Raw genomic sequence first — 26,290 nt, 5'->3', positions numbered from 1 at the left:
GACCGCTCTTTTTCTCACTGCCTTACGACATTCTTCCATTCTCAATGCCAATCACCTGATCGCAAATCGCCATGGTAGATTGGCGATGACTCACGAGAATAATCAATTTTTCTGCTTTCACGTTCAACAATGATTTCAAAATCATCGCTTCGTTTAAGCTATCCAGATTACTGGTCGGTTCATCGAGTAAAATAATCGGCGCATTATGCAAGAATGCACGAGCAATACCGATACGCTGTTTTTCACCATCAGAAAGGTTACCGCCCAATTCCGTCATTTTTGTTTGATAACCTTCTGGCAAGCTTAAAATGAAATCATGAATTGACGCTTTCTTCGCAGCTTCCATAATTTCTTCTAACGTTTCATCACGGCGTGCAAGGCGAATATTTTCTTCAATCGTTTCATTGAAAATATAGGTTTGCTGAGTAATGTACGCCATATTGTTACGCAAACTACAGGTGTTGATATTCGGTAAGCTTTCGCCATTAATTTTAATGCTACCCGATTTAGGATCGTAAAAACGCATCAGCAGTTTTAACAAGGTGCTTTTACCGCTACCACTTCTGCCATGAATCCCTAAGATTTCACCCTTTTTCACAGACAAGCTAACATCCGATAAAATTTGTTCTTCACCATAAGCAAAACTTACGTTCTCAACATCAATGCGAGAAACATCCTTCAAATCAACCGCACTTTCTACGTCTTTTAATTCGGGTTCTTCTGCTAGCAAGCTCAATACACGCTCACCTGAAGCCAAGGTTTGTAACAAGTTGCTTGAAAGGTTACTTAATGCAATAACGGGGCCATAGCTCGACATCAATAAAATCACGCCAATTAAAAAGGCAGAAAAATCAATCTTATCTAGACTAAACAAAATTAAGCCGGTGAATAACATAATGATGTTAAACACGGATACCGCCACTTCAGTGTAAACACGTACTTTTGCTTCTTGGTCTTTAATGCGCTCAAAAGCGGTATCGATTTTTTGGCTGCGTTGTTGAATTTCATCTAAGCGCTGTTTCGCATAGCCGAAAAGTTGGATCTCTTTCATACCACGCACACTATCGAGGAAGAAATCATTCATTTCACCAACCAACTCACGATAGCGTCGACCATCTTCACGGGCCAATTTAGTGGTGATAATTGGTAATATCACACCCACCGTTAAATAAGCGGCTAATGCCACAAGCACAAACCAACCTGAAAGATGAGCGAAGACCAACAATAAAATCGCAGAAGTAAAGAACGCAATCATAATTGGTGCGATGGTATGCGCATAGAACACTTCGAGCAATTCGATATCATTGGTTACTAGTGACACTAATTGCCCCGCTTGTTTATCTTGCAACTTTACAAAAGCCAAACGGCGCAAAGAGGAAAACACTTTATCACGCAATAATGCCAATAATTTAAAAGCAATATAGTGTCCTGACATTTGCTCTAAATAACGCAATGCGCCACGAGCCACCGCTAACACGATAAGTGCGGTCAAAATTCCAGAAAAACTTAAATGGGTGTCAAAGTTTAATAAATTCACTAAACCCATCGCCCCAAGTACCATAATAAAGATGGCAGCCAGAAAACCGAGCGTTCCCATGGTGATAGTAAACGCCATGATGTGCGCCAATGGAGTCACTAATTTCAACAAATGCCCCATTACAACAAAACCATTTTTACGCATTTACCACCTCTCTAATTTGTTCTAAATCTTTTTGTTGTTGGAACATTTCAGCATACGCACCTTGTTTTGCCATGAGGTCTTTATGCGTGCCTTGCTCAATCAATTTGCCTTGTTCAAGCACATTAATGCAGTCCGCATTCACGGCATTGGCCAAGCGATGGGAAATCATCACAATGGTTTTTTGTTGTTTAAATTGCTGAATGAACTGCAAAATAATTTCTTCGCTTTCTACATCAATATTACTGGTCGCTTCGTCAAAAATATAAAGTTCGGCATTGTGTAACAAAGCACGCGCTAAAGCTAAACGTTGAATTTGACCGCCAGATAAATTTGCGCCACGGCTTAATAACGGCATATCTAATCCACCGTTATCTCGAACGAATTGCGCCAAATTGACTTGTTCTAAACACGCATAAATTTGCTCATTTGTGGCATCAACTTTCGCCATCTTCATGTTTTCACGTAGCGTACCTTTAAACACATAACTGCTATGGCTCACCAAAGAGACTTTTTCATAAAACGAATGACGATCAATGGATTGAATTTCTTGACCATTGAATAGAATTTTGCCTTGTTGCGCCTTATTAAAGCCCATTAGCAATGAAACCAAAGTGGATTTACCACAACCACTTTTACCTACAAATACCGTAAGCTGATTTGGTAATATGCTTAAATCTAAGCCTGTAATTGCTGGTTTTTCTTCACTATAAGAAAAATGCAGATCTTGAATATCCACCTGAATGGCATTTTTCGCCGCAAAATCGACCGCTTGAGTTTGAGTTTCCACTGGCGTATCTAACAATGTGAAAATCTTATCTGATGCCGCTTTACCATTCATCGCCACATGGAAGAAAGAACCCAATAAGCGAAGCGGAATGAAGAATTCAGAAGAAAGTAGAATAAATAAAATGACACCTAATACGGTTAATTGATTAGCTTGGAATTGCAATAAAGCCGTTAAAATCCCGATTGCTGCACCACCGTAAGCAAGTAAATCCATCAGTGATACCGAGTTAAGCTGCATGGTAAGTACTTTCATAGTGATTTTGCGGAAATGTTCTGCTTCTTCATCCATTGCTTTCGCTTTATAAGCATCATCTTGATAGATTTTTAGCGTGATTAAACCTTGTAGGTTATCTAAGAAACTGCTGCCTAATCCCACATAAATGGACCAATATTTTGCCAAGAGTTTTTTCGCAATTTTATTCACCGCAATGATCGACATCGGGATCAGCGGAACACAAATCAACAAAATTACGGCTGTTTTAAAGCTGAAAAAGATCAGAAAAGCGAAGAGTGTGAGCGGGGCAAGCAAGCTATAAAAAAGCTGAGGCAAATAACGCCCAAAGTAGATTTCAAGCTGCTCCACACCTTCTGAAGCCACTTGAATAATGCTTGAAGTAGATTGTTGATTCACTTGGTTAAGCGGCATTGAAGCCAATTTGCGATAGATGAGGCTACGCAGCTCATGTTTGACTTTCGTACTGGCAAAATAAGAGGCCTGCACCGATTTTTTACCTGCAAAGGCGCGCAACGCCAAAGCAGCAATTAAAACGATCCCCAAAATGACCGCACTTATTGGCCCCAATTCATTAAAATAAGCCGCCTGTAAAATATAAGAGAACACGACGGCACTAATAATCCCACCAATTAACGCTACCCAATTCCATAACACCGTGATGCCAATCCATTTTTTACTGTCGGCTACCGTGTTAATTAGGCGTTTATCTATCATCATAATGATTGCTCCTAAAAACAAAAAAGAAGTACGCACATTACTATGCGTACTTTGCTACCAATCTAACAACCAAAAAACGAGTCTATTTCGTATTATTGTCTTTAAGCGATATAAGTCGTAAAAATTATAGTCAAGAATATAAACAAATAATAGATCTAATTGAAAATTATTTTTATTTATATTCCAGATAAAAAAATACCGCACTTGGTTTCCCTAAGTGCGGTTATTTTTAGTGATATTTTTGAGTGTTAGACTAAACGTCTAGATTTGCTCTCAACGCATTCATTTCAATGAATTCACGACGAGGCTCAACTTCATCACCCATCAATGTGGTGAAGAGTTGATCTGCAGCGACAGCATCTTTTATTGATACTTTTAACATACGGCGAGCATTTGGATCCATAGTGGTTTCCCAAAGTTGCTCAGCGTTCATTTCACCTAACCCTTTGTAACGCTGGATTTCTAAACCACGGCGAGATTCTTTCATCAACCATTCAACAGCTTGTTCAAATGACTGAACAGGTTGCGTTTTTTCACCACGAGTAACATAAGCGCCCTCTTCTAGTAAGCCATTCACTTGCTGACCGAAGGCGGTAATCTTCGCAAACTCATTGCCCGTTACAAAATCAAAGTTGATGAAGTAATCGGTATCAATACCGTGTTTACGAACGGTAATGACGGCTTCATATACTTGGCGTTCGCTGTTAAATTGCGTTCTTGCTGAATATAAATGTGCTTCTGTTTCTTTTTCAGTTAAGTAGGCAACAAAAGCATTCGCCCAATTTTCGACCGCACTTTCACTACGCATTAACTCAACGATTAATTGTGGTTGGTAAACCAAACCTTGCAATAATGGCTCTGGATAATAACGACTTAAGCGAGTAATTAATTTCTGAACATTGTTATATTCACTCACTAATTTCTCAAACACTAAATCATTCATTGCTGGCGCATTAGCACTGATGTGCAATGCTGCGCCATCAAGTGCAAGCATTAATTCATATTGCACCATTTCGTCGTTATCTTTGATGTAACGCTCTTGCTTACCTTTTTTCACTTTATAAAGTGGCGGCTGAGCAATATACACGTAACCACGCTCAATTAATTCCGGCATTTGACGATAGAAGAAGGTCAACAATAACGTACGAATGTGTGAACCATCCACGTCCGCATCGGTCATGATAATGATGTGGTGGTAACGTAATTTATCTGGATTATATTCATCGCGGCCAATACCACAGCCTAGCGCTGTAATTAATGTGCCCACTTCTTGAGAAGAAAGCATTTTGTCAAAACGTGCTTTTTCAACGTTAAGAATTTTACCTTTTAATGGCAGAATTGCTTGGGTTTTACGATCACGACCTGATTTTGCCGACCCCCCCGCAGAATCCCCCTCCACGAGGTAAAGTTCTGAAAGTGCTGGATCTTTTTCTTGGCAGTCCGCTAATTTACCCGGAAGGCCCGCAATATCTAATGCACCTTTACGACGGGTCATTTCGCGGGCTTTACGAGCCGCTTCACGCGCACGTGCAGCTGTAATAATTTGATTTACAATGATTTTTGCATCCGCTGGATTTTCTAATAAATATTCCTGCATACGCTCATTCATGGCAGATTCAACCGCACTTTTCACTTCAGAAGACACTAATTTGTCTTTTGTTTGTGAAGAGAATTTAGGATCGGGCACTTTCACTGAGATAATCGCTACCAAACCTTCACGCGCGTCGTCACCTGATGTGCTCACTTTCTCTTTTTTCAGTAACCCTTCGCTTTCCATATAGTTATTTAAGCTACGGGTTAATGCGCCACGGAAACCGGCTAAGTGAGTACCACCATCACGTTGTGGAATGTTATTAGTAAAGCAATAAACGTTTTCGTTTACGCCATCATTCCATTGCAATGCGACTTCCACACCAATACCGTCTTTTTCAGCTGAAAAATAGAATGGTTTTGGGTGAATTGGATTTTTATTTTTATTTAAATATTCAACGAACGCTTGAATACCACCTTCGTAATGGAAGTGATCTTCTGTGCCATCACGTTTATCGATTAAACGAATTGATACACCAGAGTTTAAGAATGAAAGCTCACGTAAGCGTTTTGCTAAAATTTTGTAATCGAAAGTTGTAATTGCAAAGATTTCTGGACTTGGCCAGAAACGCACCGTTGTACCCGTCGTTTGAGTTTCACCGATAATAGTTAAAGGCCCTTGAGGCTCACCCAAGTGATAGAATTGCTCGTACACATGACCTTGGCGACGAATAGTTAATTGCAATTTATCAGAAAGTGCATTTACTACCGAAACACCCACTCCGTGCAAGCCACCTGATACTTTATAAGAGTTATCATCGAATTTACCGCCCGCATGAAGCACGGTCATAATAACTTCTGCCGCAGAAACCCCTTCCTCTGGGTGGATATCTACTGGAATACCACGGCCGTCATCTTGCACGGAAACAGAATTGTCATCATGAATAGTAACGATAATATCGGAACAATAGCCAGCAAGTGCTTCATCGATCGCGTTATCCACTACCTCAAACACCATATGGTGTAGGCCTGTTCCATCATCGGTATCCCCAATATACATGCCCGGACGTTTCCGAACCGCATCAAGCCCTTTTAAGACTTTAATACTTGATGCACCATAAGCATTTTCTGTAACCGGTGTTTCTGACATAGTTTTTCTCTATTTTGTAATGAAAATTGTGCGGAATTATAGCAAAAAACTGACTATTTTGCGAAATAAAAGTGCGGTCAAAATTTTCGGTGTTAAAAAAATAAAATTACATAGCATATAAAACAAAAAGACGAGTTTTTATCTAAACTCGTCTTTTATTACATTAACGTTTATTTCCAAATATGGTTATTTAACCCGAGTTCTTTCACCATATCTGTAAAGCCTTTGATACTCGAAATATAATCACGAATCGTATTGTCTTCTAGCAATGACTTTTCAAAGGACGGTTCAAAACTATTCTTTCCTAAATTAAGCGCAATAATCACTTCTCGGTTACGAAGCACCATCGAAACAGGGCAATTAAATTTCTCTTTCAGTCCACAAAAACGTTCCATTAACTTAGGCGATAAGGCATATCTGGCTAAGATTTGATCTTCAGTAAACACATCAAAATAGCGATTAAAAGACGGATTATCCATCAAGGCAATTTCACCTTCTTTTCTTAAACCCGCTTCTTTCTTATCACAAACATAAACCCAATGAGCCAGTTCTTTAGGAAAAGTGGCTTTAAATAAAATGCCTTGAAAATTCTGAGCACCTAATGCCTTAACGGATTTCTCTTTCAACGACATGTTAAATGCTGAAAAATCACAGATTTCAACTTCAGTTTGATTAAACTCACCAAAGATTAAATCCTCACTACGGAACGTTGCGGGACCACTATCATAAACGGAGAGGAAATCACTAATATTCAGTCCTCTATCTGCGCTAAAGTGGAAACCAAATTCCTGGACAATCGTATTAATCACGCGCGTTTTAAATTCTGCGATAAAACGCTTATATTTAAAAAATAAATGACGAAAAGAATAAATGAGCACACCAAGGATCAATGCTGTACTTAATAGATACCCATTCCCTATCGTTCCAATGAGGAAAAATAACCCAACGCATAGCATAATAATCCATTTATTGATGAGCGATTTTATGGCTAAACGTTCCTCATCTAACTTTTCCAATCCAAGAAAACGAATCCCTTCAATCTCTTTTGGTGTATTCATGGTTTTTCTACTTATTGTTTAAATAAATTACCCACATTAGGGACTTCAGCTTCATTTTGAGGAATATCGAAAAATGTTCCTTTCTGGAAATTAAACAAGTTTGCGATTAAATTTGACGGGAACATTTCCACAGCATTGTTATACTCTTCAACTGCTGAATTATAAGTACGTCTTGCTGCAGAGATTTGCTCTTCCAAATCACTAAGTGTGGTCTGAATTTGCAAAAGATTTTGATTGGCTTTGAGATCCGGATAATTTTCTAGACGAACCTGTAAATTACGCAATAAACCCGAAATCTCATTATTGAGTTGGAATTTTTCACTTGTAGAATGGGCTGATTTAGCACTTTCACGTAACGTCACAATACGCTCAAGCAGGCTACTCTCATGTGACATATATTCCTTGGCGGTGGCGACAAGGTTTGGCAACAAATCATAACGACGCTTTAACTGAACATCCACACTGGCTTCAACACTACTCACCTGATTACGTTTTCTAATCAATTTGTTATACATTGAAATAGTGAAAGCTAAACCGAGAAGGACAATACCTACAACTATATTCATCATTATTTCTCCATAGAAAATTTTCCCTACTCAGTATAGGGAAAAGCACAATAAAATCTATTCACTTAGACAATATTTTGTTGATAAAAATCAATAAAACCAAGAATTTAGTTTTATCCACTTCCCCCATTCATATCACCCAGAAGTGCGGTCAATATTCACGAAGTTTTTCAGAGACCAAATCCTTACTTTATTATTATGATTTAGTGTACAAAAAATGGACTCCAAGTGAATACCTCTCCAACAAATAACAATCATTCTCAATAACCAAGTAAAAACAATCACTTACCCACTTATTTTGTAAGGAAAATAAGGGTATTTTTGATTACGATCAAATAAATTTCCCGCATCAAGGCATATCATAGTCAAATTAACCATACAAGTAACGTGCCAATTGGAGTGATTATATGCAACGAAGTGATGGATTATTTTCTGCTTTAGCAGAAGTTTCCCGTCGGGATTTTATGAAGTTATGTACCGCACTTGCGGCGACTATGGGGTTAAGTTCAAAAGCAGGCGCAGAAATGACCGCTGCTTTAACCGAACCTAAACGTCCACCAGTATTATGGATTGGTGCGCAAGAATGTACGGGTTGTACTGAATCCTTACTACGCGCGACCCACCCAACAGTAGAAAACTTGGTATTGGAAATGATTTCCTTAGAATACCACGAAACCCTTTCTGCAGCCTTCGGGGAACAAGCTGAAGATAATAAACACAATGCAATTAAACAGTATTATGGAAAATATGTTTTAGTCGTAGATGGATCTATTCCGGTAAAAGACGGCGGCGTCTATTGTATGGTAGCAGGCAAACCGATTGTAGAACACATCCAAGAGGCCGCTAAAGGGGCTGCCGCGATTATTGCGATCGGTTCTTGTGCGGCATGGGGGGGCGTACCTTCTAGCGGTGGTAACCCAACTGGCGCAAGCAGCTTATCTGAAGTCTTACCAAAAGGCACGCCAGTAATCAATATTCCTGGCTGTCCACCAAATCCACACAACTTCCTTGCAACTGTCGCTTATATTCTGACTTATAAGAAACTACCTGCAATGGACAAATTAAATCGTCCATTATTCGCTTACGATCGCTTAATTCACGAAAACTGCTATCGTCGTCCGCACTTCGATGCAGGTCGCTTCGCTAAAGAATACGGTGATTATGGTCACCGCCACGGTTGGTGTTTATATCATCTTGGTTGTAAAGGGCCAGAAACTTACGGCAACTGCTCTACCTTAGAATTCTGCGATGTCGGCGGTAATAACTGGCCGGTTGGTATCGGGCACCCTTGTTATGGTTGTAACGAAAAAGGCGTCGGCTTTACCAAAGGTATTTTCCAATTAGCGGGCGTAGAAAACCCTACACCACGCGTTGAAAAACCTGATGTTAATAACACAGAAGGTTCAGGTGCGACCATGACCGCCATTGGCTTATTAGGTGGCGCAGCTGCAATCCTAGCCGGTGTGAGTGTTGTGACCTTACGCGAATTAAGCGCTCAACATAAAGCCCGTTCTGAAGCTAAAGCTGCAGAGAAAGAAGAACATACAGGTAAATAACAATGGATAGACGAAAATTTCTAAAAGCGGGTATGCTTGGCGGAATCGCATCTACTTTGCCTGTGTCAAATGTGCAGGCATCGGAAGCGGTTGAGCCTATTCCCGGCGCACTAGGAATGCTTTACGACTCTACCCTTTGTGTAGGTTGTCAAGCATGCGTGGCTGAATGTCAAAACGTGAACCACACACCCGTGAATCCAAAAGGTGATCAAACTTGGTCAAATAACGACAAACTCACGCCATTTACTCGTAACGTGATTCAAGTATGGAGCGATGGCGACGGCACAAATAAAGACAAAACAGAAAACGGTTATGCTTATGTGAAAAAACAATGTATGCATTGCGTTGACCCTAACTGCGTTGCCGTTTGTCCTGTTCAAGCACTCACCAAAGATCCAAAAACGGGTATCGTGAAATACGATCCAGATATTTGTACCGGTTGCCGTTATTGTATGGTGGGTTGTCCTTTTGATGTACCAAAATATGACTACGACAATCCATTCGGTGAAATCAGCAAATGTGAACTCTGTAACCAAAAAGGCGTTGAACGCTTAGACAAAGGTGAATTACCTGGTTGCTGTCATGTTTGTCCGACTGGTGCCATTATTTTTGGTACACGTGAAGAATTATTGGCTGAGGCTAAACGTCGTTTAAGCTTATTACGTGGTACCGAATATGATTACCCACGTCAACACGTTAATAGTACAGATAAATACCGTGCTACCGTGCCGGCATATCAATATCATATCTACGGTGAAAAAGAAGGTGGTGGTACCCAGGTACTTGCCTTAAGTGGTGTGCCTTTTACTAACCTTGGTTTACCAGACTTAGATGAAGTCGCGACAGGTTCTCGTGCGGCGCATTTACAACACTTCTTGTATCGCGGTTTAGCATTGCCATTAGTCGCACTTGCCGGTTTAACCTTTATGACTTACAAAAATATGCATGGCGATAAAATCGCTGAGCGTATTGCAGCACAAAAAGAAGCCATGCGTCAGGCACGCAAGGAAATCGAAGAAGCGGAGGATGAGCATCATGAGTAATCCACGTCCGGTAGGCGGTCGCCTTGTTTCTGCCGCAATTCTCTTTTTTGCACCACTTGCTGTGCTTTGCGTTTTATTAATTTTAAAACGTTTGGTTTTCGGTATTGGTTCTGTGACCGCACTTAATGGCGGTTATCCTTGGGGTTTATGGATTGCCTTTGACTTACTTGTCGGTACAGGATTTGCCTGTGGAGGTTGGGCACTCGCTTGGACCGTGTATATTTTCAATAAAGGGAAATATCACGCTCTTGTTCGCCCAGCATTGCTTGCAAGTTTATTCGGCTATTCCCTTGGTGGTTTATCTATCACCATTGATATGGGACGTTATTGGCATTTACCGTATTTCTACATTCCAGGGCAGTTCAACACGAACTCTGTTCTATTTGAAACAGCATTTTGTATGACGGTGTATATCATCGTAGTGACCCTAGAATTCGCCCCTGTATGGCTTGGTTTCTTCGGCTTAAAAAAATGGTTTAATAAACTGAATAAAATCATGTTTTTCATTATTGCCTTAGGTGCCTTGTTACCAATGATGCACCAATCTTCAATGGGTTCCTTGATGATTGTAGCTGGTCACAAAGTCCATCCGGTATGGCAAAGCTATGAAGCACTACCAATTCTCTCCTTGCTGACAGCTTTCATTATGGGCTTCTCTATTGTAATTTTTGAGGGTTCTTTAGTTAAAGCGGGTCTTGCAGGAAAAACACCAGATGAACGTCATTTATTTACTCAATTGGCACGTGTTACCGCAGGATTAATTTTCTGTTTCTTAGCGGTGCGTTTTGGTGAGTTGATTTATCACGACAAACTGAAAATGGTTGTAGGTTTCGATAAATTAACTAAATTTGAAGCATGGATGTTCTGGATGGAAGTCTGGTTGATGGTATTACCATTACTAACCCTCTTCCTTGGGGAGAAAAAATCAGATTCCCGTTGGTTATTTATTTCGGCATTAAGCATGTTACTCGGTGCAGCATTATGGCGTATGAACTACTCGCTTATCATGTATAATCCGGGCAACGGCTATCAATATTTCCCATCTGCGGAAGAATTGCTTATTTCAATCGGTTTCGTATCTATTGAAGTATGTGCCTATATTTTAATCATTCGTTTATTCCCTGTATTACCGGTATTTAAAGAAAAACATACCGAAGACTCAGAAAAAATTATTGCCGAAAAAGCGGCATTCAGCAAAAAAGTTAGCGGAGCAGAATAATGTCAGAAAAAAAACGTATCTCAATTGACCCAATTACCCGTATTGAGGGTCATTTACGTATTGATTGCGAAATTGAAAACGGTGTCGTCACCAATGCATGGTCTTCTGGTACCATGTGGCGCGGTATGGAAAATATCGTAAAAGGTGCCGACCCACGTGATGCATGGATGATTATGCAACGTATTTGTGGCGTATGTACCACTGTACACGCGATTATCAGCGTACGTGCTGTAGAAGATGCTATCGGCGCTAAAGTACCAGTCAATGCACAGTATATTCGTAACATGATTCTTGCTGCCCACAGTATTCATGACCATATCGTGCATTTCTATCAACTCTCTGCGATGGACTGGGTGGATATCACCGCTGCACTAAAAGCAGATCCTGAAAAAGCGGCAGATATGCTAAAAGGTGTATCTACATGGTCATTAAACAGTGCTAACGAATTCCGCAACGTACAGAAAAAAATCCAAGCATTAGTGGATAGCGGACAACTTGGTATTTTCGCTAACGGTTACTTCGGTCATGCAGCAATGAAACTTCCACCAGAAGTAAACCTCATCGCAGTCGCGCACTATTTGCAAGCCCTTGAATGTCAACGTGATGCTAACCGCGTGGTGGCATTACTTGGTAGTAAAACACCACATATTCAAAACTTGGCGATTGGTGGCGTAGCAAACCCAATTAACTTAGATTCTCAAGCAGTACTAAACCAAGAACGTCTCATGTTCGTGAAAGCTTGTATCGACCGCTTAACTGATTTCATTAACCAAGTGTATAAAGTAGATGCGGCAGTATTTGCCGCTTACTATCCTGAATGGTTAAGCTTAGGTAAAACATCAGGCAACTACTTATCTGTACCAGAATACCCAATTGATGCAGATAACTCTAAATTCATGTTGAAAGGTGGTTATATCGAAAACGGCGATTTATCGACTTTCCGTGCAATAGACCAACAAAAAGATGAGTTCGTTGTAAAAGGCATTAAAGAAAGTGGTAAACACGCTTGGTACGAAGATGATGAACCATTAGAACCTTGGGCGGGCTTAACTCGTCCGAAATATACCGGCTGGCAAGATGATGGTAAATACTCTTGGGTAAAAGCACCAACCTTCTACGGTAAAGTTGTCGAAGTGGGTCCTCTCGCCTATTTAATGTGTGGTTTAGCTTCAAATGACACGCCAACTGTTAACCACTTCAATGAATTAAAAGGCATTTATGAAAAATTGACTGGTAACACGTTAACCACCGATCAATTACATTCTACCCTTGGACGTATTATCGGTCGTACCGTGCATTGCTGTGCGATCAACGACATTCTAAGCGCTCAATGGCAAATGCTCATTGATAATATCGCTAAAGGTGATATGACGGCGTATATCAAAACAGATATCCCTGCAAGCGGTGAGTTCCGTGGTGTTGGCTTTGGTGAAGTACCACGTGGTATGCTTTCTCATTGGGTTGTCATCAAAGATGGCCGCATTGAAAACTATCAAGCCGTTGTACCATCTACATGGAATGCTGGCCCGCGTAACGAACAAGACCAAATGGGTCCTTATGAGCTTTCTATTATTGGTACACCGGTGGCAGATCCAACTAAACCATTAGAAGTGGTCAGAACCATTCACTCTTTCGACCCTTGTATGTCCTGTGCCGTACACGTAGTTAATACCGAAAACGGCGAAGTGACTGAAGTGAAGGTGTTGTAATGAAGCCGTTAATTCTTGGCGTTGGCAATATTTTGTTAAGCGATGAAGGTGTCGGTGTGCGCGTTGTGCAGGAGCTTGAAAAACGCCCTGAAATTCAACCGCACTTTGACGTCATCGATGGTGGTACTTGTGGCATGGAATTACTGGATGCGATGGCAAATCGCGAGCATTTGATTATTGTCGATGCCGTGCTTGCTAACAAACAGCCAGGCGAGATTATTGTGTTACATGACGAGCAGGTGCCCACCTTTTTCTCTCGCAAAATTTCACCACACCAACTCGGTATTTGTGATGTACTTTCTGCAATGAAATTAACGGACGAATTCCCAAAACACCTTTGTCTCATCGGCATCCAACCAGAATCGCTAGAATCTGGAATTGGCTTGACGGAAACAATACAAAACGTATTGCCAAAGGTTTTTGAAACGTTAAATCAAGTCATTAAAGAATACGGCTTAACTCCTGCTATTTAGAACAGAATCGCAAGGAATTTAATAGCCAACCACTCATAGCACGCATTTTCTGATGCGTGCTTTAATTTGATAAAGTCTTCTGCGAAAAATAAACCATGTATCGACACGAAAAAACACCTGAAAATTCTACCGCACTTTTAACCTCTGTCACTGGCTTTGAAGAAAATCCGACGGAGATTTTCCTTACCGAAATGCAAAACATTGTGCCAGAAATGCAAGATCTCCCTTTCTTTCATAAAGGCATCGAGTGTTTCTGCCCTAAATTTGTTTTATTCGAAGACCAATGGATCGGCACAGTATTAACCCCGTGGATGATGAGTGTGGTGATTCTGCCAGGTCCTCAACAACAATGGGAACCGCGTGAATTAGGTGATAAACTCACCGTTCAACTGCCGTACAAAGCGCTAACCTTCACCGTTAGTAGTCTTGAAAATGTACTGCAATATTTAAGTTGCTCCTTACATTCACCACTCGACCCGAATCTGACTAACGAGCAAGCGATTCAACTCACACAAGATTGTTTGCGTATGGTTTTATCCATACCAACCGCACAGCCGACATTTAATTCTGATCGCCGCAATCTATTTAAAGCCATGATAAAATAAATGTAGGCCGCAAACAGTTAATAAAAATGGGCAAAGTAAGATAACCTACTTTGCCCATTTTGTGTCCTATCCCACACAAAGTGCGGTCAGTTTTCACTTAATTTTTCAAATTAATACAACATACGTGCTTTAATTGTGCCTTCAATTTCACGAAGTTTAGCCAATAACGGGGACGCATCATCTGTTTCGATATCAACGACGACATAACCAATTTTTGGATCGGTTTGTAAAAATTGCGCCGCAATATTGAGATTAGCTTCAACGAAAATTTGGTTCAATTTGTTTAATACACCCGGACGGTTTTCGTGAATATGAAGTAAACGTTTTGTACCAACGTGTTCTGGTAAAGATACTTCTGGGAAATTCACGGAAGAAAGGGTTGAACCGTTATCAGAATATTTCACAAATTTACCCGCGACTTCAAAACCAATGTTTTCTTGGGCTTCTGCAGTTGAACCACCGATATGCGGGGTTAAAATCACATTATCAAATTTACGTAGTGGAGAAACAAACTCTTCATTGATTGACGCTGGTTCAACAGGGAATACGTCAACTGCCGCACCACGAACTTTACCTTGTTCAAGCGCTGCTGCTAAAGCATCAATATCCACCACCGTGCCACGTGCTGCATTGATTAAAATAGAATCTTGTTTTAACTGTGCAATACGTTCAGCACTCATTAAATTACGGGTTGAAGGTAAATCTGGTACATGAAGCGAAATCACATCACAAGAACCCAATAACTCTTCAAGTGTGTGTAATTGTTTTGCATTACCTAATGGTAATTTATTTTCAATATCGTAGAAATATACTTCCATCCCTAGAGATTCCGCAATAATACTTAATTGCGAACCGATATGGCCGTAACCCACGATACCGAGTTTTTTGCCGCGCACTTCATGAGAACCCACTGCCGATTTATTCCATAAACCGCGATGCACATCGGCATTCGCTTGAGGAATATTGCGCATTAAGAGCAAAATCTCACCCAACACTAATTCAGCCACAGAACGGGTATTAGAGAACGGTGCATTAAATACTGGAATCCCACGCATTTTGGCTGCATTAAGATCCACTTGGTTGGTTCCGATACAGAAACAGCCAATAGCAATAAGCTTCGGTGCAGCTTCAATCATTTCAGCAGTTAATTGGGTACGCGAACGTAAGCCGATAAAATGCGCATCTTTAATGGCTTCTTTTAGCTCATCACCATCTAAAGCTTTTTTGTAAAAGTCAATGTTGGTGTAGCCCGCCGCATGTAAGGTATCTAATGCACTTTGGTGCACGCCCTCTAATAACACAAATTTAATTTTTGATTTGTCGAGTGAGACTTTGTTTGTCATGTTTGCTTCCTTATTTTTATTAATCAATAATTTTTGCGCCGTCTGGTGTACCGACAATCACAATATCCGCCCCACGTAAGGCAAAAATACCATTTGTTACTACACCCGCGACATTATTCAATTCTTTTTCCATTTCCACTGGATTTAAAATAGCGAAGTTATGTACATCTAAAATCACGTTGCCATTATCAGTCACCACGCCTTCACGATATTCTGGCGCACCACCAAGAGAAACTAATTTACGACCAACTTGTGAGCGAGCCATTGGAATGACTTCTACTGGTAATGGGAAAGTCGTACCTAAAACATCCACTTGTTTACTGGTATCTACAATACAAATAAATTTTTTCGCTAAAGCAGCCACAATTTTTTCGCGAGTCAGTGCCGCACCGCCGCCTTTGATCATCATTTTTTGTGGATTGATTTCATCTGCGCCATCCACATAAATATCTAAACTGGATACATCGTTAGCACTAAACACTTCAATGCCCTGTTTACATAATAATTCTTCTGAGGCTTTAGATGCAGCTACCGCGCCTTGAATTTGATCTTTTAATTCTCCTAAGGCTTCAATAAAACAATTCACTGTTGAGCCACTTCCTACACCAACAATAGTATCGGGTTTAACGTATTTTAACGCTGCGCGCGCAGCTAATTTTTTCATTTCTAGTTGATCCATTTCTCTGTCCCTTTTAAATTTTGAATAATAACGTAAACGTTTGCTTTACTTTAATACGACCCTATTAAATAAACAAGTGTAAAAATTTATTCGTGATGATGAAAAAAATTTTATTCATCCAAGAAAATCGCTAATAGCTCGTTTAAAAACAATTTTCCATGTTCGGTGATTTGCCAAAAATCAGGTGTTTCCACAATATAATTCTGCTGGATCGCAAAATCAATTTGATTTTTGACCGCACTTTGCGAAAGCCCCGTGTAATTTTCAAACTCTTGTTTTGGCACGGCTTCCAATAAACGAAAGCGATTCATGAAAAACTCAAAAGCGCGGTCATTTTTTTCCACGTTTTTTTCTTCATAAAGGTATTCACCACGTAAATACCCTTTCGGATGCTTTATTTTAGAAAAACGTAAAATTTTTCCATCTGGGAAAGTGAGTTTTCCATGAGCACCGCAACCTATCGCCAAATAGTCCCCGAATCGCCAATAATTCAAATTATGCTGACATTGAAAACCCGGTTTTGCATAAGCAGATGTTTCATATTGTTGATAACCGGCTTCGGTTAAAAGTTGGTGGCCTTGCTCAAAAATATCCCAAAGTTCATCATCATCCGGCAACTTAGGTGGACGATAAGCAAACATGGTATTGGGTTCAATGGTGAGTTGATACCAAGAAAGGTGCGGCGGAGCAAGCTCAATGGCTTGTCGCAAATCATCTAGAGCTTCCTCAAATGTTTGGTTTGGCAAGCCGTGCATTAAATCTAGATTGAAACTTTTCAAGCCCGAAACTTTCGCCAAACTGACCGCACTTCTAGCTTCCGCCGCATTATGAATACGCCCTAAACGTTGTAATTTATCGTCATTAAAACTTTGAATGCCCATGGAAATACGTGTTACGCCAGCATCCACATAACCTTTAAAACGCTCTGCTTCCACGGTGCCAGGATTGGCTTCCATGGTAATTTCTATATTCTCTGAAAAAGGAATACGACGTTGAATTTCTGCCAATAACAACTTGATACTTTCCGCTGAAAATAAACTTGGCGTGCCCCCACCAATAAAAATTGAATGGAGTGGACGATTTTGAATACTAGCCTGATATTTCTCTAAGTCTGCCTCAAGATCGGCGATCAGATGTTGCACATATTCTTGTTCAGGAATTGCGCCTTTCTGTGCATGCGAATTGAAATCACAATAAGGGCATTTCTGCACACACCATGGAATATGCACATAAAGGGAAAGAGGGGGAAATTTTTGCATAATTAAAAGTCAAAAGGGCTTGTTTTCACAAGCCCTAAAAATGAGTCATTAATTGACCGCTCTTGCTGTTTTAGTCGCAGCTTTACGGCGTGGTGCTTTCGCTTTCGTTTCCACTTTTACGAACTCAATGCCTTCGGGTGGATTTTCTAACGCTAAGCCTAACACTTCATCAATGGTTTCTACCGCATGAATCGCAAGATTTTCTTTTACGTTATCTGGAATTTCTTCCAAATCTTTCACGTTATCTTTTGGAATCAATACAGTTTTAATACCACCACGATGTGCCGCAAGTAATTTTTCTTTCAATCCGCCAATTGGTAATACTTTACCGCGTAGGCTGATTTCACCCGTCATCGCGACATCAGCACGCACTGGGTTACCCGTTAAGCAAGAAACCAATGCAGTACACATTGCGATACCTGCACTTGGACCATCTTTTGGTGTGGCACCATCTGGCACGTGAATGTGAATATCACGTTTTTCATGGAATTCAGAATTGATACCCAATTTTTCAGCACGTGCACGGACTACGGTCATCGCTGCTTGGATCGATTCTTTCATCACATCGCCTAATGAACCAGTGAAGGTTAATTTACCTTTGCCCACCACTGACGCAGTTTCAATAGTCAGTAAGTCACCGCCCACTTCTGTCCACGCAAGGCCTGTTACTTCGCCTACACGGTTTTGCGTATCCGCTTTGCCAAATTCAAAACGTTTCACACCAAGATAATCATGCAAGTTATCTGAATTAACGGTAATGGATTTCACTTTTGGATTGACCAATAAATTCTTCACCGCTTTACGACAGATTTTAGAGATTTCGCGCTCTAACCCACGCACACCGGCTTCACGGGTGTAATAACGGATAATATCTAAAATGGCGTTTTCTTCGATGGTTAATTCACCTTTTTTCAATCCATTACGTTCAATTTGTTTTTGTAACAAATGACGCATCGCAATATTGAGTTTTTCATCTTCGGTATAACCAGAAAGACGAATCACCTCCATACGATCTAACAATGGACCTGGAATATTCATGGAGTTTGAGGTTGCCACGAACATCACATCAGACAAATCGTAATCCACTTCAAGATAATGATCGTTGAAGGTGGTATTTTGTTCTGGATCAAGCACCTCTAACAAGGCTGACGCAGGATCACCTCGCATATCCGAAGACATTTTATCGATCTCATCAAGCAAGAAGAGTGGGTTTTTCACGCCAACTTTTGCCATTTTTTGAATCAATTTACCCGGCAATGCACCAATATAAGTTTTACGGTGACCACGGATTTCTGCTTCATCGCGTACCCCACCTAATGCCATACGCACATATTTACGACCTGTTGCATTCGCAATAGATTGACCTAGTGAGGTTTTACCTACCCCTGGTGGCCCGACTAAGCAAAGGATTGGGCCTTTGATTTTGTTTAAGCGAGCTTGTACCGCAAGGTATTCTAAAATGCGTTCTTTCACACGTTCTAAACCGTAGTGATCCGCATCTAAGACTTGTTGTGCTTTTGCGATATCTTTCTTCACTTTAGTACGTTTATGCCATGGTACTTGAAGCATCCACTCAACATAGCTACGCACCACCGTTGCTTCCGCAGACATCGCTGACATCATTTTGAGTTTTTGTAACTCACTCTCTACTTTTTCGCGCACATCTGCCGGCATACCTGCCGCTTCAACCTTTTGACGAAGTTGCTCAACTTCATCAATGGTATCTTCGCTTTCGCCTTCGTCCATTTCTTTGCGAATTGCTTTAATTTGTTCGCTAAGATAATAGTTACGTTGGCTTTTCTCCATTTGTTTTTTTACACGGCCACGAATACGTTTTTCAACTTGAAGAATATCCGCTTCAGATTCCATCATGCCGAGCAAGTATTCTAAACGCTCTTGCACATCTGCAAGCTCTAATACGCTTTGTTTATGACGAACGGTCACTGGAATATGCGCAGCCATGGTATCCGCTAAACGATCGGCATCATCAATGCGTTGAAGTGCACCTAAAACATCAGCAGGGATTTTTTTATTAAGTTGCAGATAGCTTTCAAATTCATTTAAAACGGCAGCCTTCACCACATCTAATTCTTTTTCATCACCAAATGTGGTTTCAATTGGTGTGACTTCCGCAGAAAAATGGTCTTCACCATCATTTAATTGATTAATTTTCGCGCGTTGCTGCCCTTCCACCAACACTTTCACCGTGCCGTCTGGCAATTTTAATAATTGAATAATATTCGCAATCGTCCCGACATCGAATACATCATCAACGGTAGGTTCTTCTAAATCCGCTTGCTTTTGTGACACCAATAATAATTGTTTGCCCTCATTCATGGCCTCATCAAGGGCACTAATGGATTTTGCGCGCCCAACAAAAAGTGGCATCACCATATAAGGGAAAACGACAACATCCCGTAATGGCAATACAGGAAGTGTACGTTGTTGAGTTCTTTTGGCGTTCATAGTTATCTCTCTTACATCAATTCTATAATTTCATTGAATATGGGGATGAGTTGCATAAATTCAAGGTAGGATTTGGCATATTAAGGAGAAATCGAAAAATAGGCAAGTAAAGAACCACCTTTATTGATGGTTAATTGGAAAAACCATGGAATACAGGTACAATAAATGCGGTCAAAAATCAGTATGATTTTACCTAATAAAAACGTTTGAAAAAATAACCGCACTTTATCCATTATGACAGCCAAACAAACTATTACTTTCGCGACCTTTCAAGAATTACTGCCTGATTCTTGCAATCATCCATTAAAAAAACAATTAAGGGATAAAGCCCGTTATTACGGACGCAAATTTTTATTTAAAAAACAATGTGATGCTCTGGTTGATTTCTTAAATACTCATCAAACCTGGATTCCGCTTTTTCAACAAAATCCATATCGTTTTAATGCATTGCTTGCGACCTATTGTGACAAACGTTTTTCTGCAACCGATCGACTCAATGCCATTACCAATAATCTGCTAATGCTTGAAGAAAAAATGGGCGTAGAATTTTGTAAAAAACTACTCCAAGAAAAATCCCTTTTATTAGCACAATTAACGGATCAGCTTGGTATCTATTTCAACATCAACCAGATTGACCCTTTTGAAGGTTATTTTTCTATTAACTTAAAAGACAATGATGGGCGTAGCATTTATGATGCTTCTTTCACCTTCTTAAAACCAAATAAATTACTTATCGCCTCAATTCAAGGCCCTTCTTATGAAGAGGCTCAAGAAGCTGTGAAACAAGCCACAAAAGAATTACACGGTGTTCGTCCAATGTTTATGTTGATGAATGTTTTCCGCTTGTTAGCTGAAAAATGGCAATGTGAATTAATCGGTATCCCTCACACATCACAAGGTAAATACCGTTTATCTGCGCGCAGTAAAATCCTATTCAACTACGATGAGTTTTGGCAGGAAAATCAAGGGCAATTAAAAGGTCAATATTGGCAATTACCACTTGAAAGCGCCCGCAAACCGCTGGAAGAAATCGCTAGCAAAAAACGTTCCATGTACCGAAAACGTTATGAAATGTTAGATGATTTGAGTGAAAAAATTACTCAATTTTCCTAAATAAAATAGACTTAAGCCAGGCTTACTCAAAATAAAGCCTGGCCTAGGTAAACGATTGCTCACCCAGATATTATTGCATTCTTTCAAAAATCTCGCTTTGCTTTTTTGCTCATTTTGTGTAGAATACGCGCTCGGCTTATTGATTAATCCGAACACAAGGAGTTCTCCATAATGGAAGCATCAAAGAAAAAGATGAAATTCCCTTCCGCATTTAGCATTCTCTTTATTATTCTTCTTATTGCTATTGGTCTTACTTGGCTTATTCCCTCAGGGTCCTACTCTAAACTTTCCTACGACACCACCGAAAATCATTTTATTGTCAAAACCCACGGAATTCCCGATCAAAGCTATCCAGCAACAGAACAAACCCTTAATCAACTCAATATCAAAATTCAACTTTCTAATTTCACCAACGGCATTATCAAAAAGCCGATTGCTATCCCCGATACCTATCAACGCATTGAACAACACGAAAAAAGCATTACTGATATGATTCACGCCATGGTGGACGGCACCATTGAAGTCGCGGATATTATGATTTTTATCTTCATACTCGGTGGAATGATTGGGGTGATAAACAAAACAGGAGCATTCAATGCCGGATTAATGTCTCTCACCAAAAAAACAAAAGGAAATGAATTCTCTGTTGTCTTTGCTGTCTGCGTGTTGATGCTGTTAGGCGGTACGGCTTGTGGTATTGAAGAAGAAGCGGTAGCCTTCTACCCAATTCTTGTTCCTGTCTTTTTAGCCTTAGGTTATGATTCTATTGTCTGTGTTGGTGCCATATTCCTTGCCGCATCAATGGGCACAGCCTTCTCAACAATCAATCCATTCTCTGTTGTTATTGCTTCAAACGCTGCAGGGATTCCATTCACTGAAGGGATGGGATTTCGCACACTGGGACTTATTCTTGGTGGAACCTGTGTAATAGCCTATATGTATTGGTACTGTAAAAAACTGCGTACCAATCCTGAATTTTCTTATACCTATGACGATCGCCAAGCCTTCTATGATCTCTATATGAAAGATATTGATCCGAATGCAACCGTTGAATTTACCTTTAGAAGAAAACTGATTCTGATTCTATTTAGTGGCGCCTTTCCTCTCATGGTATGGGGGGTGATGTTTGGTGGTTGGTGGTTCCCTCAAATGGCGGCTTCCTTCCTAGCCATTACCATCATTATTATGTTTATCAGTGGATTGCCTGAAAAAGATGTCGTAAATGGCTTTACTCATGGTGCTTCTGAATTAGTCGGCGTCGCATTGATTATCGGACTCGCTCGAGCAGTTAATATCATTCTAGAGCAAGGAATGATTTCTGACACTATTCTCGATTATATGACTCATCTTGTCGGTGGAATGAATGGTGGCGTCTTTATTATTGGTCAGCTCTTGGTCTTCATTTTCTTAGGGTTAGTTGTACCCTCGTCTTCAGGCCTTGCCGTACTCGCTATGCCAATTATGGCACCACTGGCTGATACTGTTGGCATTCCAAGAGATATCGTCGTATCAGCTTACAACTGGGGACAATATATTATGTTATTCCTTGCGCCAACAGGATTAGTCCTTGTCACGCTACAAATGCTTGGTATTCCATTCAATAAATGGCTGAAATTTGTCATGCCAATCGTGGGCTGTCAATTTGTTATCTCATCGATACTTCTTCTCGTTCAAGTATTTATGTATGCACACTAAAATAAAAAGCCACGCAATCTTGCGTGGCTTCTTTTTATCATCTGATGTTATTTGACAAACTCATCAAACTCTAACTCATAATCATCACCATCTCTGGTGTATTTGATATAACGTGGAAATTGTTCACCTGAGAATTTCTTCACCATAATATCCTTATTACCTGTTTTAAATGAATAAGTGATTTCAGTGACAGTTTGCTTGTTATATTGGATCTGTTTTTCCACTTTCTTCACATTCACATTTTCCATTGGGTAAAGTTTTTTACCGTTTGTAATTTGGAAACTGGTTGGCAATTTATCGTAATAGCTCAACTGAAATGCCATGGTGAATAAGTCAAAAGTCGGTAATGTTAACGGTTCGGTTTCTAACCCATTTTTCACTTTACCGTATTCAATTGTTGTTGGCGAAATTTTAGAAATAGCATAAGGCTTACCATTACGCACATCTTGATAATTCACCATTTTAAATTGGCTCGCAGTTTGCGAACCACGAGAAGTAAACACAATGTTGTACAACGGAATATTAATTTTCGCATTGACTGAATACTGTGAACCATCAGCTTTAAAATGCACATACGCCGGCATTAAATAATTGGAACTGTATTTAATATTATAATCCACCGCAGACTATGCTGTTGGCACATAAGCAATTAATGCAGCAAAAAGGATTTTAAATAACTTCATTGGTTTTCCTTATATATAAAAATAGGTTGCCCTTTAGAGTATCACAGCGAGAAGAAGTTCCCCATTAAAAAACCATCTTATCCGCAGACAAGATGGTTTTCATTTATGTTAGCTTAATGGGAGATTATAAAACTGCACCCGCCATTAAGAAACCGAATAATACAGATAAACTGATTGCAATCACACCCGGCACTAAGAATGGGTGGTTGAATACATATTTACCGATACGAGTTGAACCAGTGTCATCCATTTCTACTGCCGCAATTAAGGTTGGGTAAGTAGGAAGGATAAATAATGCTGATACTGCGGCAAATGCTGCAATCGCGGCTTCCGGAGAAACACCTAATAAAATTGCAGTTGGATATAATGCTTTTGCAGTTGCAGCTTGTGAGTAAAGTAAGGTACTCGCAAAGAACAAGATTACCGCTAAACTCCAAGGATATTGTTGTAAAAACTCAGCTGATACCGCTTTGATTTGATCGATATGACCTTCAACGAAAGTATTACCTAACCATGCTACGCCAAGCACACAAATTACTGCTGACATACCTGATTTAAAGGTTGCTGCATTGGTAATTTTTGCGGTATCCACTTTACATGCCATAGTGATAATAGCTGCAGTTGAAAGCATAAAAGAGATAATGGCGTTATCACGAGAAAGAATTGGGTTTTGAATTAAACCAACTGTTTTACTGATTGCAGTTGCATAAAGCATGACCACTAAAATCGCGATAAGGAAAATTGCAACAGAACGTTTTGCATAAGGTTTGATCTCAATTTGCATTTCACCACGCATAGTAATTAAACCTTTTGCTAGACGATCTTGGTAAACTTCATCATCTTTCAAATCTTTACCAAGGAAGTTACAAATCACCGCAGTAATCATACATGCTGCGTAAGTAGTTGGGATCCAAATACCTAATAATTGTAAGTAACTTAAACCAAAGTTTTTCTCTAATTCAGCAGAAAGGAATACCACCGCAGCAGAAATTGGAGACGCTGTAATCGCAATTTGTGAAGCGATAACCGCAATAGAAAGTGGACGTGAAGGACGGATACCTTGTTCTTTTGCTACTTCAGCAATCACTGGAAGTGTTGAGAATGCTGTGTGACCAGTACCTGCAAGTACAGTCATAAAGTAAGTTACAGTTGGTGCAAGGAAGGTAATGTATTTTGGATTTTTACGTAGAATTTTTTCAGCTACTTTTACTAAGAAATCCATACCACCCGCAACTTGCATTGCAGCAATTGCCATGATTACAGACATGATAACTGAAATTACATCAAACGGAATGGCACCCGGTTTTAAGCCAAGCAGTGAAAGTGCCACAACACCCATACCACCCATGAAACCGATACCAATACCGCCTAATCTAGCCCCTAGGTAAATAAAGAGTAGGACGACTAAAAGTTGAGCCCAAATCATAATATTTTCTCCATATTAATTTTAAAAATAATTCCGGAACATATATTAACAACAAACTAGTGCATTATCTATATTTATTACTTGAATTAGTCTATTTTATCCGAAAGTGCGGTTGAAATTTGATTCAAATTCTGACCGCACTTTCAATGACTTTCCTAGAAATCCTCAAAGTATTGTTGAATCACTTTTGGATCTTTTGTTTGTGTTAAGGCTAATTGCAATAACACACGTGCTTTTTGCGGATTCAATGTACCTGAAGCCACAAAACCATATTTAGAATCATCTACTTCAGCATCACGCGTTGTGTAACCGGTTGGCACACGAGATGAACGTACCACCACAACACCATCTTTCGCCGCTTTTTCTAAACGTTCTAAATGGGCTGCATTCACGTTACCATTACCCACACCTGCAGAAACAATACCTTGATAACCCGCATCCAATAATGAATTTAACGGCTCAATTGGTGCATTAGAATAAGCATAAACAATGCCTACTTTCGGTAAACTGTCTAATTTATCTACGTTAAATGGTGTGTTTACAGTATGTTTGCTTTCAGGTGAGCGTTCGTAATCCACTTTACTGTTATGGATATAACCCAAGGTACCATAGTTTGGAGAATGGAACGTTTGCACCGCAGTGGTACTCATTTTGGTCACATCACGAGCACCTAATACTTCATCATTCATCGCCACTAATACACCGCGACCAGATGATTTTTTATCGGTTGCCACGACGACAGCGTTATAAAGGTTTAACGGACCATCCGCACTTTTTTCTGTTGCAGGGCGCATCGCACCGACTAATACAATTGGTTTTTCACATTTCGCGGTAAGATCTAAGAAATAAGCGGTTTCTTCCATGGTATCGGTACCATGAGTAATCACGAAACCATCAGTATCTTTACATTGTGCATTAATCGCTTTCGCTAATTTTAACCACACATCATCGCTCATGTCCTGTGAACCAATTTTCACAATTTGCTCACCTTTTACATTTGCCAGTTGCTTAATTTCAGGCACTGCATCAATTAATGCGTCAACATTGAGTTGCCCAGCTTTATAAGCAGAAGAAACTGCGGTTTCACCGCTTCCGGCAATCGTGCCGCCCGTTGCTAAAATTGTAATATTCGGTAGTTCCGCAGCTTGTGCGACCGAAAAACCGAATCCGAGCATCATAAGTGCCGTTAATTTTTTTAATTTCATGCGCGTCTCCTTTCACGTTTAATCATCTAAGTTTGGCTATTCTCTACTTAATTAGGCGTAGAATAAACACAAAGATAGTATATTTATGATCCC

The 26,290-nt window shown here is 40.0% G+C and carries 20 protein-coding genes; 8 read left to right on the top strand and 12 right to left on the bottom strand.

Features of this window, described 5'->3' with window-relative positions; all coding sequences use genetic code 11:
* Window positions 1-22: 22 nt before the first annotated feature.
* From cydC to O3746_RS09295, 5 genes are all read right to left on the bottom strand, one after another.
* The gene (cydC, locus tag O3746_RS09315; RefSeq protein WP_371448805.1) at window positions 23-1,681 is read right to left on the bottom strand and encodes a thiol reductant ABC exporter subunit CydC; all 1,659 of its coding nucleotides are present in this window, start codon (window positions 1,679-1,681) and stop codon (window positions 23-25) included.
* Window positions 1,674-3,419 (bottom strand): ABC transporter ATP-binding protein/permease, encoded by a 1,746-nt coding sequence (locus O3746_RS09310; protein WP_371448803.1) that lies wholly within the window; start codon window positions 3,417-3,419, stop codon window positions 1,674-1,676. Before O3746_RS09310 ends, cydC begins: the two co-directional genes overlap by 8 nt.
* 253 nt (window positions 3,420-3,672) lie before the next feature.
* Window positions 3,673-6,099, bottom strand: a complete 2,427-nt coding sequence (gyrB, locus tag O3746_RS09305; RefSeq protein WP_070775113.1) for a DNA topoisomerase (ATP-hydrolyzing) subunit B — start codon at window positions 6,097-6,099, stop codon at window positions 3,673-3,675.
* Between the two features lie 170 nt (window positions 6,100-6,269).
* Entirely contained in the window at window positions 6,270-7,157 is an 888-nt protein-coding gene (locus tag O3746_RS09300; RefSeq protein WP_197563144.1) for a DUF3137 domain-containing protein, read from the bottom strand.
* A gap of 11 nt (window positions 7,158-7,168) precedes the next feature.
* Window positions 7,169-7,726, bottom strand: a complete 558-nt coding sequence (locus tag O3746_RS09295) for a LemA family protein (protein WP_371448800.1) — start codon at window positions 7,724-7,726, stop codon at window positions 7,169-7,171.
* A 404-nt stretch (window positions 7,727-8,130) separates the two neighbouring features.
* Here O3746_RS09295 and hybO point away from each other — a divergent pair, with 404 nt between their 5' ends.
* From hybO to hybE, 6 genes are all read left to right on the top strand, one after another.
* Window positions 8,131-9,279, top strand: a complete 1,149-nt coding sequence (gene hybO, locus O3746_RS09290) for a hydrogenase 2 small subunit (RefSeq protein ID WP_065243663.1) — start codon at window positions 8,131-8,133, stop codon at window positions 9,277-9,279.
* Window positions 9,280-9,281: 2 nt separating this feature from the next.
* The gene (hybA, locus tag O3746_RS09285; RefSeq protein ID WP_290915292.1) at window positions 9,282-10,322 is read left to right on the top strand and encodes a hydrogenase 2 operon protein HybA; all 1,041 of its coding nucleotides are present in this window, start codon (window positions 9,282-9,284) and stop codon (window positions 10,320-10,322) included.
* Window positions 10,315-11,541 carry a Ni/Fe-hydrogenase cytochrome b subunit gene (hybB, locus tag O3746_RS09280; protein WP_302481753.1) on the top strand — a complete coding sequence of 409 codons (1,227 nt, stop codon included), beginning with the start codon at window positions 10,315-10,317 and terminating at the stop codon, window positions 11,539-11,541. Before hybA ends, hybB begins: the two co-directional genes overlap by 8 nt.
* The gene (hybC, locus tag O3746_RS09275) at window positions 11,541-13,250 is read left to right on the top strand and encodes a hydrogenase 2 large subunit (RefSeq protein ID WP_070582108.1); all 1,710 of its coding nucleotides are present in this window, start codon (window positions 11,541-11,543) and stop codon (window positions 13,248-13,250) included. The genes hybB and hybC overlap by 1 nt, the downstream gene beginning before the upstream one ends.
* A complete protein-coding gene (locus tag O3746_RS09270; RefSeq protein WP_371448797.1) occupies window positions 13,250-13,723 on the top strand; it encodes a HyaD/HybD family hydrogenase maturation endopeptidase in 474 nt (157 codons plus the stop codon). The genes hybC and O3746_RS09270 overlap by 1 nt, the downstream gene beginning before the upstream one ends.
* Before the next feature lie 95 nt (window positions 13,724-13,818).
* Window positions 13,819-14,328 carry a hydrogenase-2 assembly chaperone gene (gene hybE / locus O3746_RS09265; protein ID WP_371448795.1) on the top strand — a complete coding sequence of 170 codons (510 nt, stop codon included), beginning with the start codon at window positions 13,819-13,821 and terminating at the stop codon, window positions 14,326-14,328.
* Window positions 14,329-14,438: 110 nt separating this feature from the next.
* Here the strand turns inward: hybE and serA are convergent, their stop codons facing one another.
* The 4 genes from serA to lon all read right to left on the bottom strand — a co-directional run bounded on the left by serA (window position 14,439) and on the right by lon (window position 20,075).
* Window positions 14,439-15,671: a phosphoglycerate dehydrogenase gene (serA, locus tag O3746_RS09260; RefSeq protein WP_371448793.1), complete on the bottom strand. Its 1,233-nt coding sequence runs from the start codon at window positions 15,669-15,671 to the stop codon at window positions 14,439-14,441.
* A gap of 19 nt (window positions 15,672-15,690) precedes the next feature.
* Entirely contained in the window at window positions 15,691-16,350 is a 660-nt protein-coding gene (gene rpiA / locus O3746_RS09255) for a ribose-5-phosphate isomerase RpiA (RefSeq protein ID WP_371448791.1), read from the bottom strand.
* 110 nt (window positions 16,351-16,460) lie between these two features.
* Window positions 16,461-17,609 (bottom strand): radical SAM family heme chaperone HemW, encoded by a 1,149-nt coding sequence (hemW, locus tag O3746_RS09250; protein ID WP_371448789.1) that lies wholly within the window; start codon window positions 17,607-17,609, stop codon window positions 16,461-16,463.
* Window positions 17,610-17,657: 48 nt separating this feature from the next.
* A complete protein-coding gene (lon, locus tag O3746_RS09245; RefSeq protein WP_049369718.1) occupies window positions 17,658-20,075 on the bottom strand; it encodes an endopeptidase La in 2,418 nt (805 codons plus the stop codon).
* 234 nt (window positions 20,076-20,309) lie between these two features.
* Here lon and O3746_RS09240 point away from each other — a divergent pair, with 234 nt between their 5' ends.
* Entirely contained in the window at window positions 20,310-21,188 is an 879-nt protein-coding gene (locus tag O3746_RS09240) for a DUF535 family protein (RefSeq protein WP_178162356.1), read from the top strand.
* A 171-nt stretch (window positions 21,189-21,359) separates the two neighbouring features.
* Entirely contained in the window at window positions 21,360-22,883 is a 1,524-nt protein-coding gene (locus O3746_RS09235) for a YfcC family protein (protein ID WP_178162359.1), read from the top strand.
* A gap of 47 nt (window positions 22,884-22,930) precedes the next feature.
* On the opposite strand, the gene O3746_RS09230 is transcribed toward O3746_RS09235, so the two are convergent.
* From O3746_RS09230 to ansB, 3 genes are all read right to left on the bottom strand, one after another.
* Window positions 22,931-23,503 carry a hypothetical protein gene (locus O3746_RS09230; RefSeq protein ID WP_371448785.1) on the bottom strand — a complete coding sequence of 191 codons (573 nt, stop codon included), beginning with the start codon at window positions 23,501-23,503 and terminating at the stop codon, window positions 22,931-22,933.
* A gap of 187 nt (window positions 23,504-23,690) precedes the next feature.
* A complete protein-coding gene (locus O3746_RS09225; RefSeq protein ID WP_070775122.1) occupies window positions 23,691-24,992 on the bottom strand; it encodes an anaerobic C4-dicarboxylate transporter in 1,302 nt (433 codons plus the stop codon).
* A gap of 155 nt (window positions 24,993-25,147) precedes the next feature.
* Window positions 25,148-26,197 carry an L-asparaginase 2 gene (gene ansB, locus O3746_RS09220; RefSeq protein WP_193451873.1) on the bottom strand — a complete coding sequence of 350 codons (1,050 nt, stop codon included), beginning with the start codon at window positions 26,195-26,197 and terminating at the stop codon, window positions 25,148-25,150.
* Window positions 26,198-26,290: the final 93 nt, after the last annotated feature.

It is taken from the genome of Haemophilus sp. 27098_8_127 (assembly GCF_041433495.1).
Taxonomy (GTDB): Bacteria; Pseudomonadota; Gammaproteobacteria; order Enterobacterales; family Pasteurellaceae; genus Haemophilus_D.
Note: the sequence above shows the minus strand (reverse complement) of the source record. Positions and strands in the feature narration are given on the sequence as shown.

Coding starts and splice junctions, on each gene's coding strand:
- cydC (WP_371448805.1), bottom strand. CDS start 1,681: ATGCGTAAAAATGGTTTTGTTGTAATGGGGCATTTGTTGAAATTAGTG.
- O3746_RS09310 (WP_371448803.1), bottom strand. CDS start 3,419: ATGATGATAGATAAACGCCTAATTAACACGGTAGCCGACAGTAAAAAA.
- gyrB (WP_070775113.1), bottom strand. CDS start 6,099: ATGTCAGAAACACCGGTTACAGAAAATGCTTATGGTGCATCAAGTATT.
- O3746_RS09300 (WP_197563144.1), bottom strand. CDS start 7,157: ATGAATACACCAAAAGAGATTGAAGGGATTCGTTTTCTTGGATTGGAA.
- O3746_RS09295 (WP_371448800.1), bottom strand. CDS start 7,726: ATGATGAATATAGTTGTAGGTATTGTCCTTCTCGGTTTAGCTTTCACT.
- hybO (WP_065243663.1), top strand. CDS start 8,131: ATGCAACGAAGTGATGGATTATTTTCTGCTTTAGCAGAAGTTTCCCGT.
- hybA (WP_290915292.1), top strand. CDS start 9,282: ATGGATAGACGAAAATTTCTAAAAGCGGGTATGCTTGGCGGAATCGCA.
- hybB (WP_302481753.1), top strand. CDS start 10,315: ATGAGTAATCCACGTCCGGTAGGCGGTCGCCTTGTTTCTGCCGCAATT.
- hybC (WP_070582108.1), top strand. CDS start 11,541: ATGTCAGAAAAAAAACGTATCTCAATTGACCCAATTACCCGTATTGAG.
- O3746_RS09270 (WP_371448797.1), top strand. CDS start 13,250: ATGAAGCCGTTAATTCTTGGCGTTGGCAATATTTTGTTAAGCGATGAA.
- hybE (WP_371448795.1), top strand. CDS start 13,819: ATGTATCGACACGAAAAAACACCTGAAAATTCTACCGCACTTTTAACC.
- serA (WP_371448793.1), bottom strand. CDS start 15,671: ATGACAAACAAAGTCTCACTCGACAAATCAAAAATTAAATTTGTGTTA.
- rpiA (WP_371448791.1), bottom strand. CDS start 16,350: ATGGATCAACTAGAAATGAAAAAATTAGCTGCGCGCGCAGCGTTAAAA.
- hemW (WP_371448789.1), bottom strand. CDS start 17,609: ATGCAAAAATTTCCCCCTCTTTCCCTTTATGTGCATATTCCATGGTGT.
- lon (WP_049369718.1), bottom strand. CDS start 20,075: ATGAACGCCAAAAGAACTCAACAACGTACACTTCCTGTATTGCCATTA.
- O3746_RS09240 (WP_178162356.1), top strand. CDS start 20,310: ATGACAGCCAAACAAACTATTACTTTCGCGACCTTTCAAGAATTACTG.
- O3746_RS09235 (WP_178162359.1), top strand. CDS start 21,360: ATGGAAGCATCAAAGAAAAAGATGAAATTCCCTTCCGCATTTAGCATT.
- O3746_RS09225 (WP_070775122.1), bottom strand. CDS start 24,992: ATGATTTGGGCTCAACTTTTAGTCGTCCTACTCTTTATTTACCTAGGG.
- ansB (WP_193451873.1), bottom strand. CDS start 26,197: ATGAAATTAAAAAAATTAACGGCACTTATGATGCTCGGATTCGGTTTT.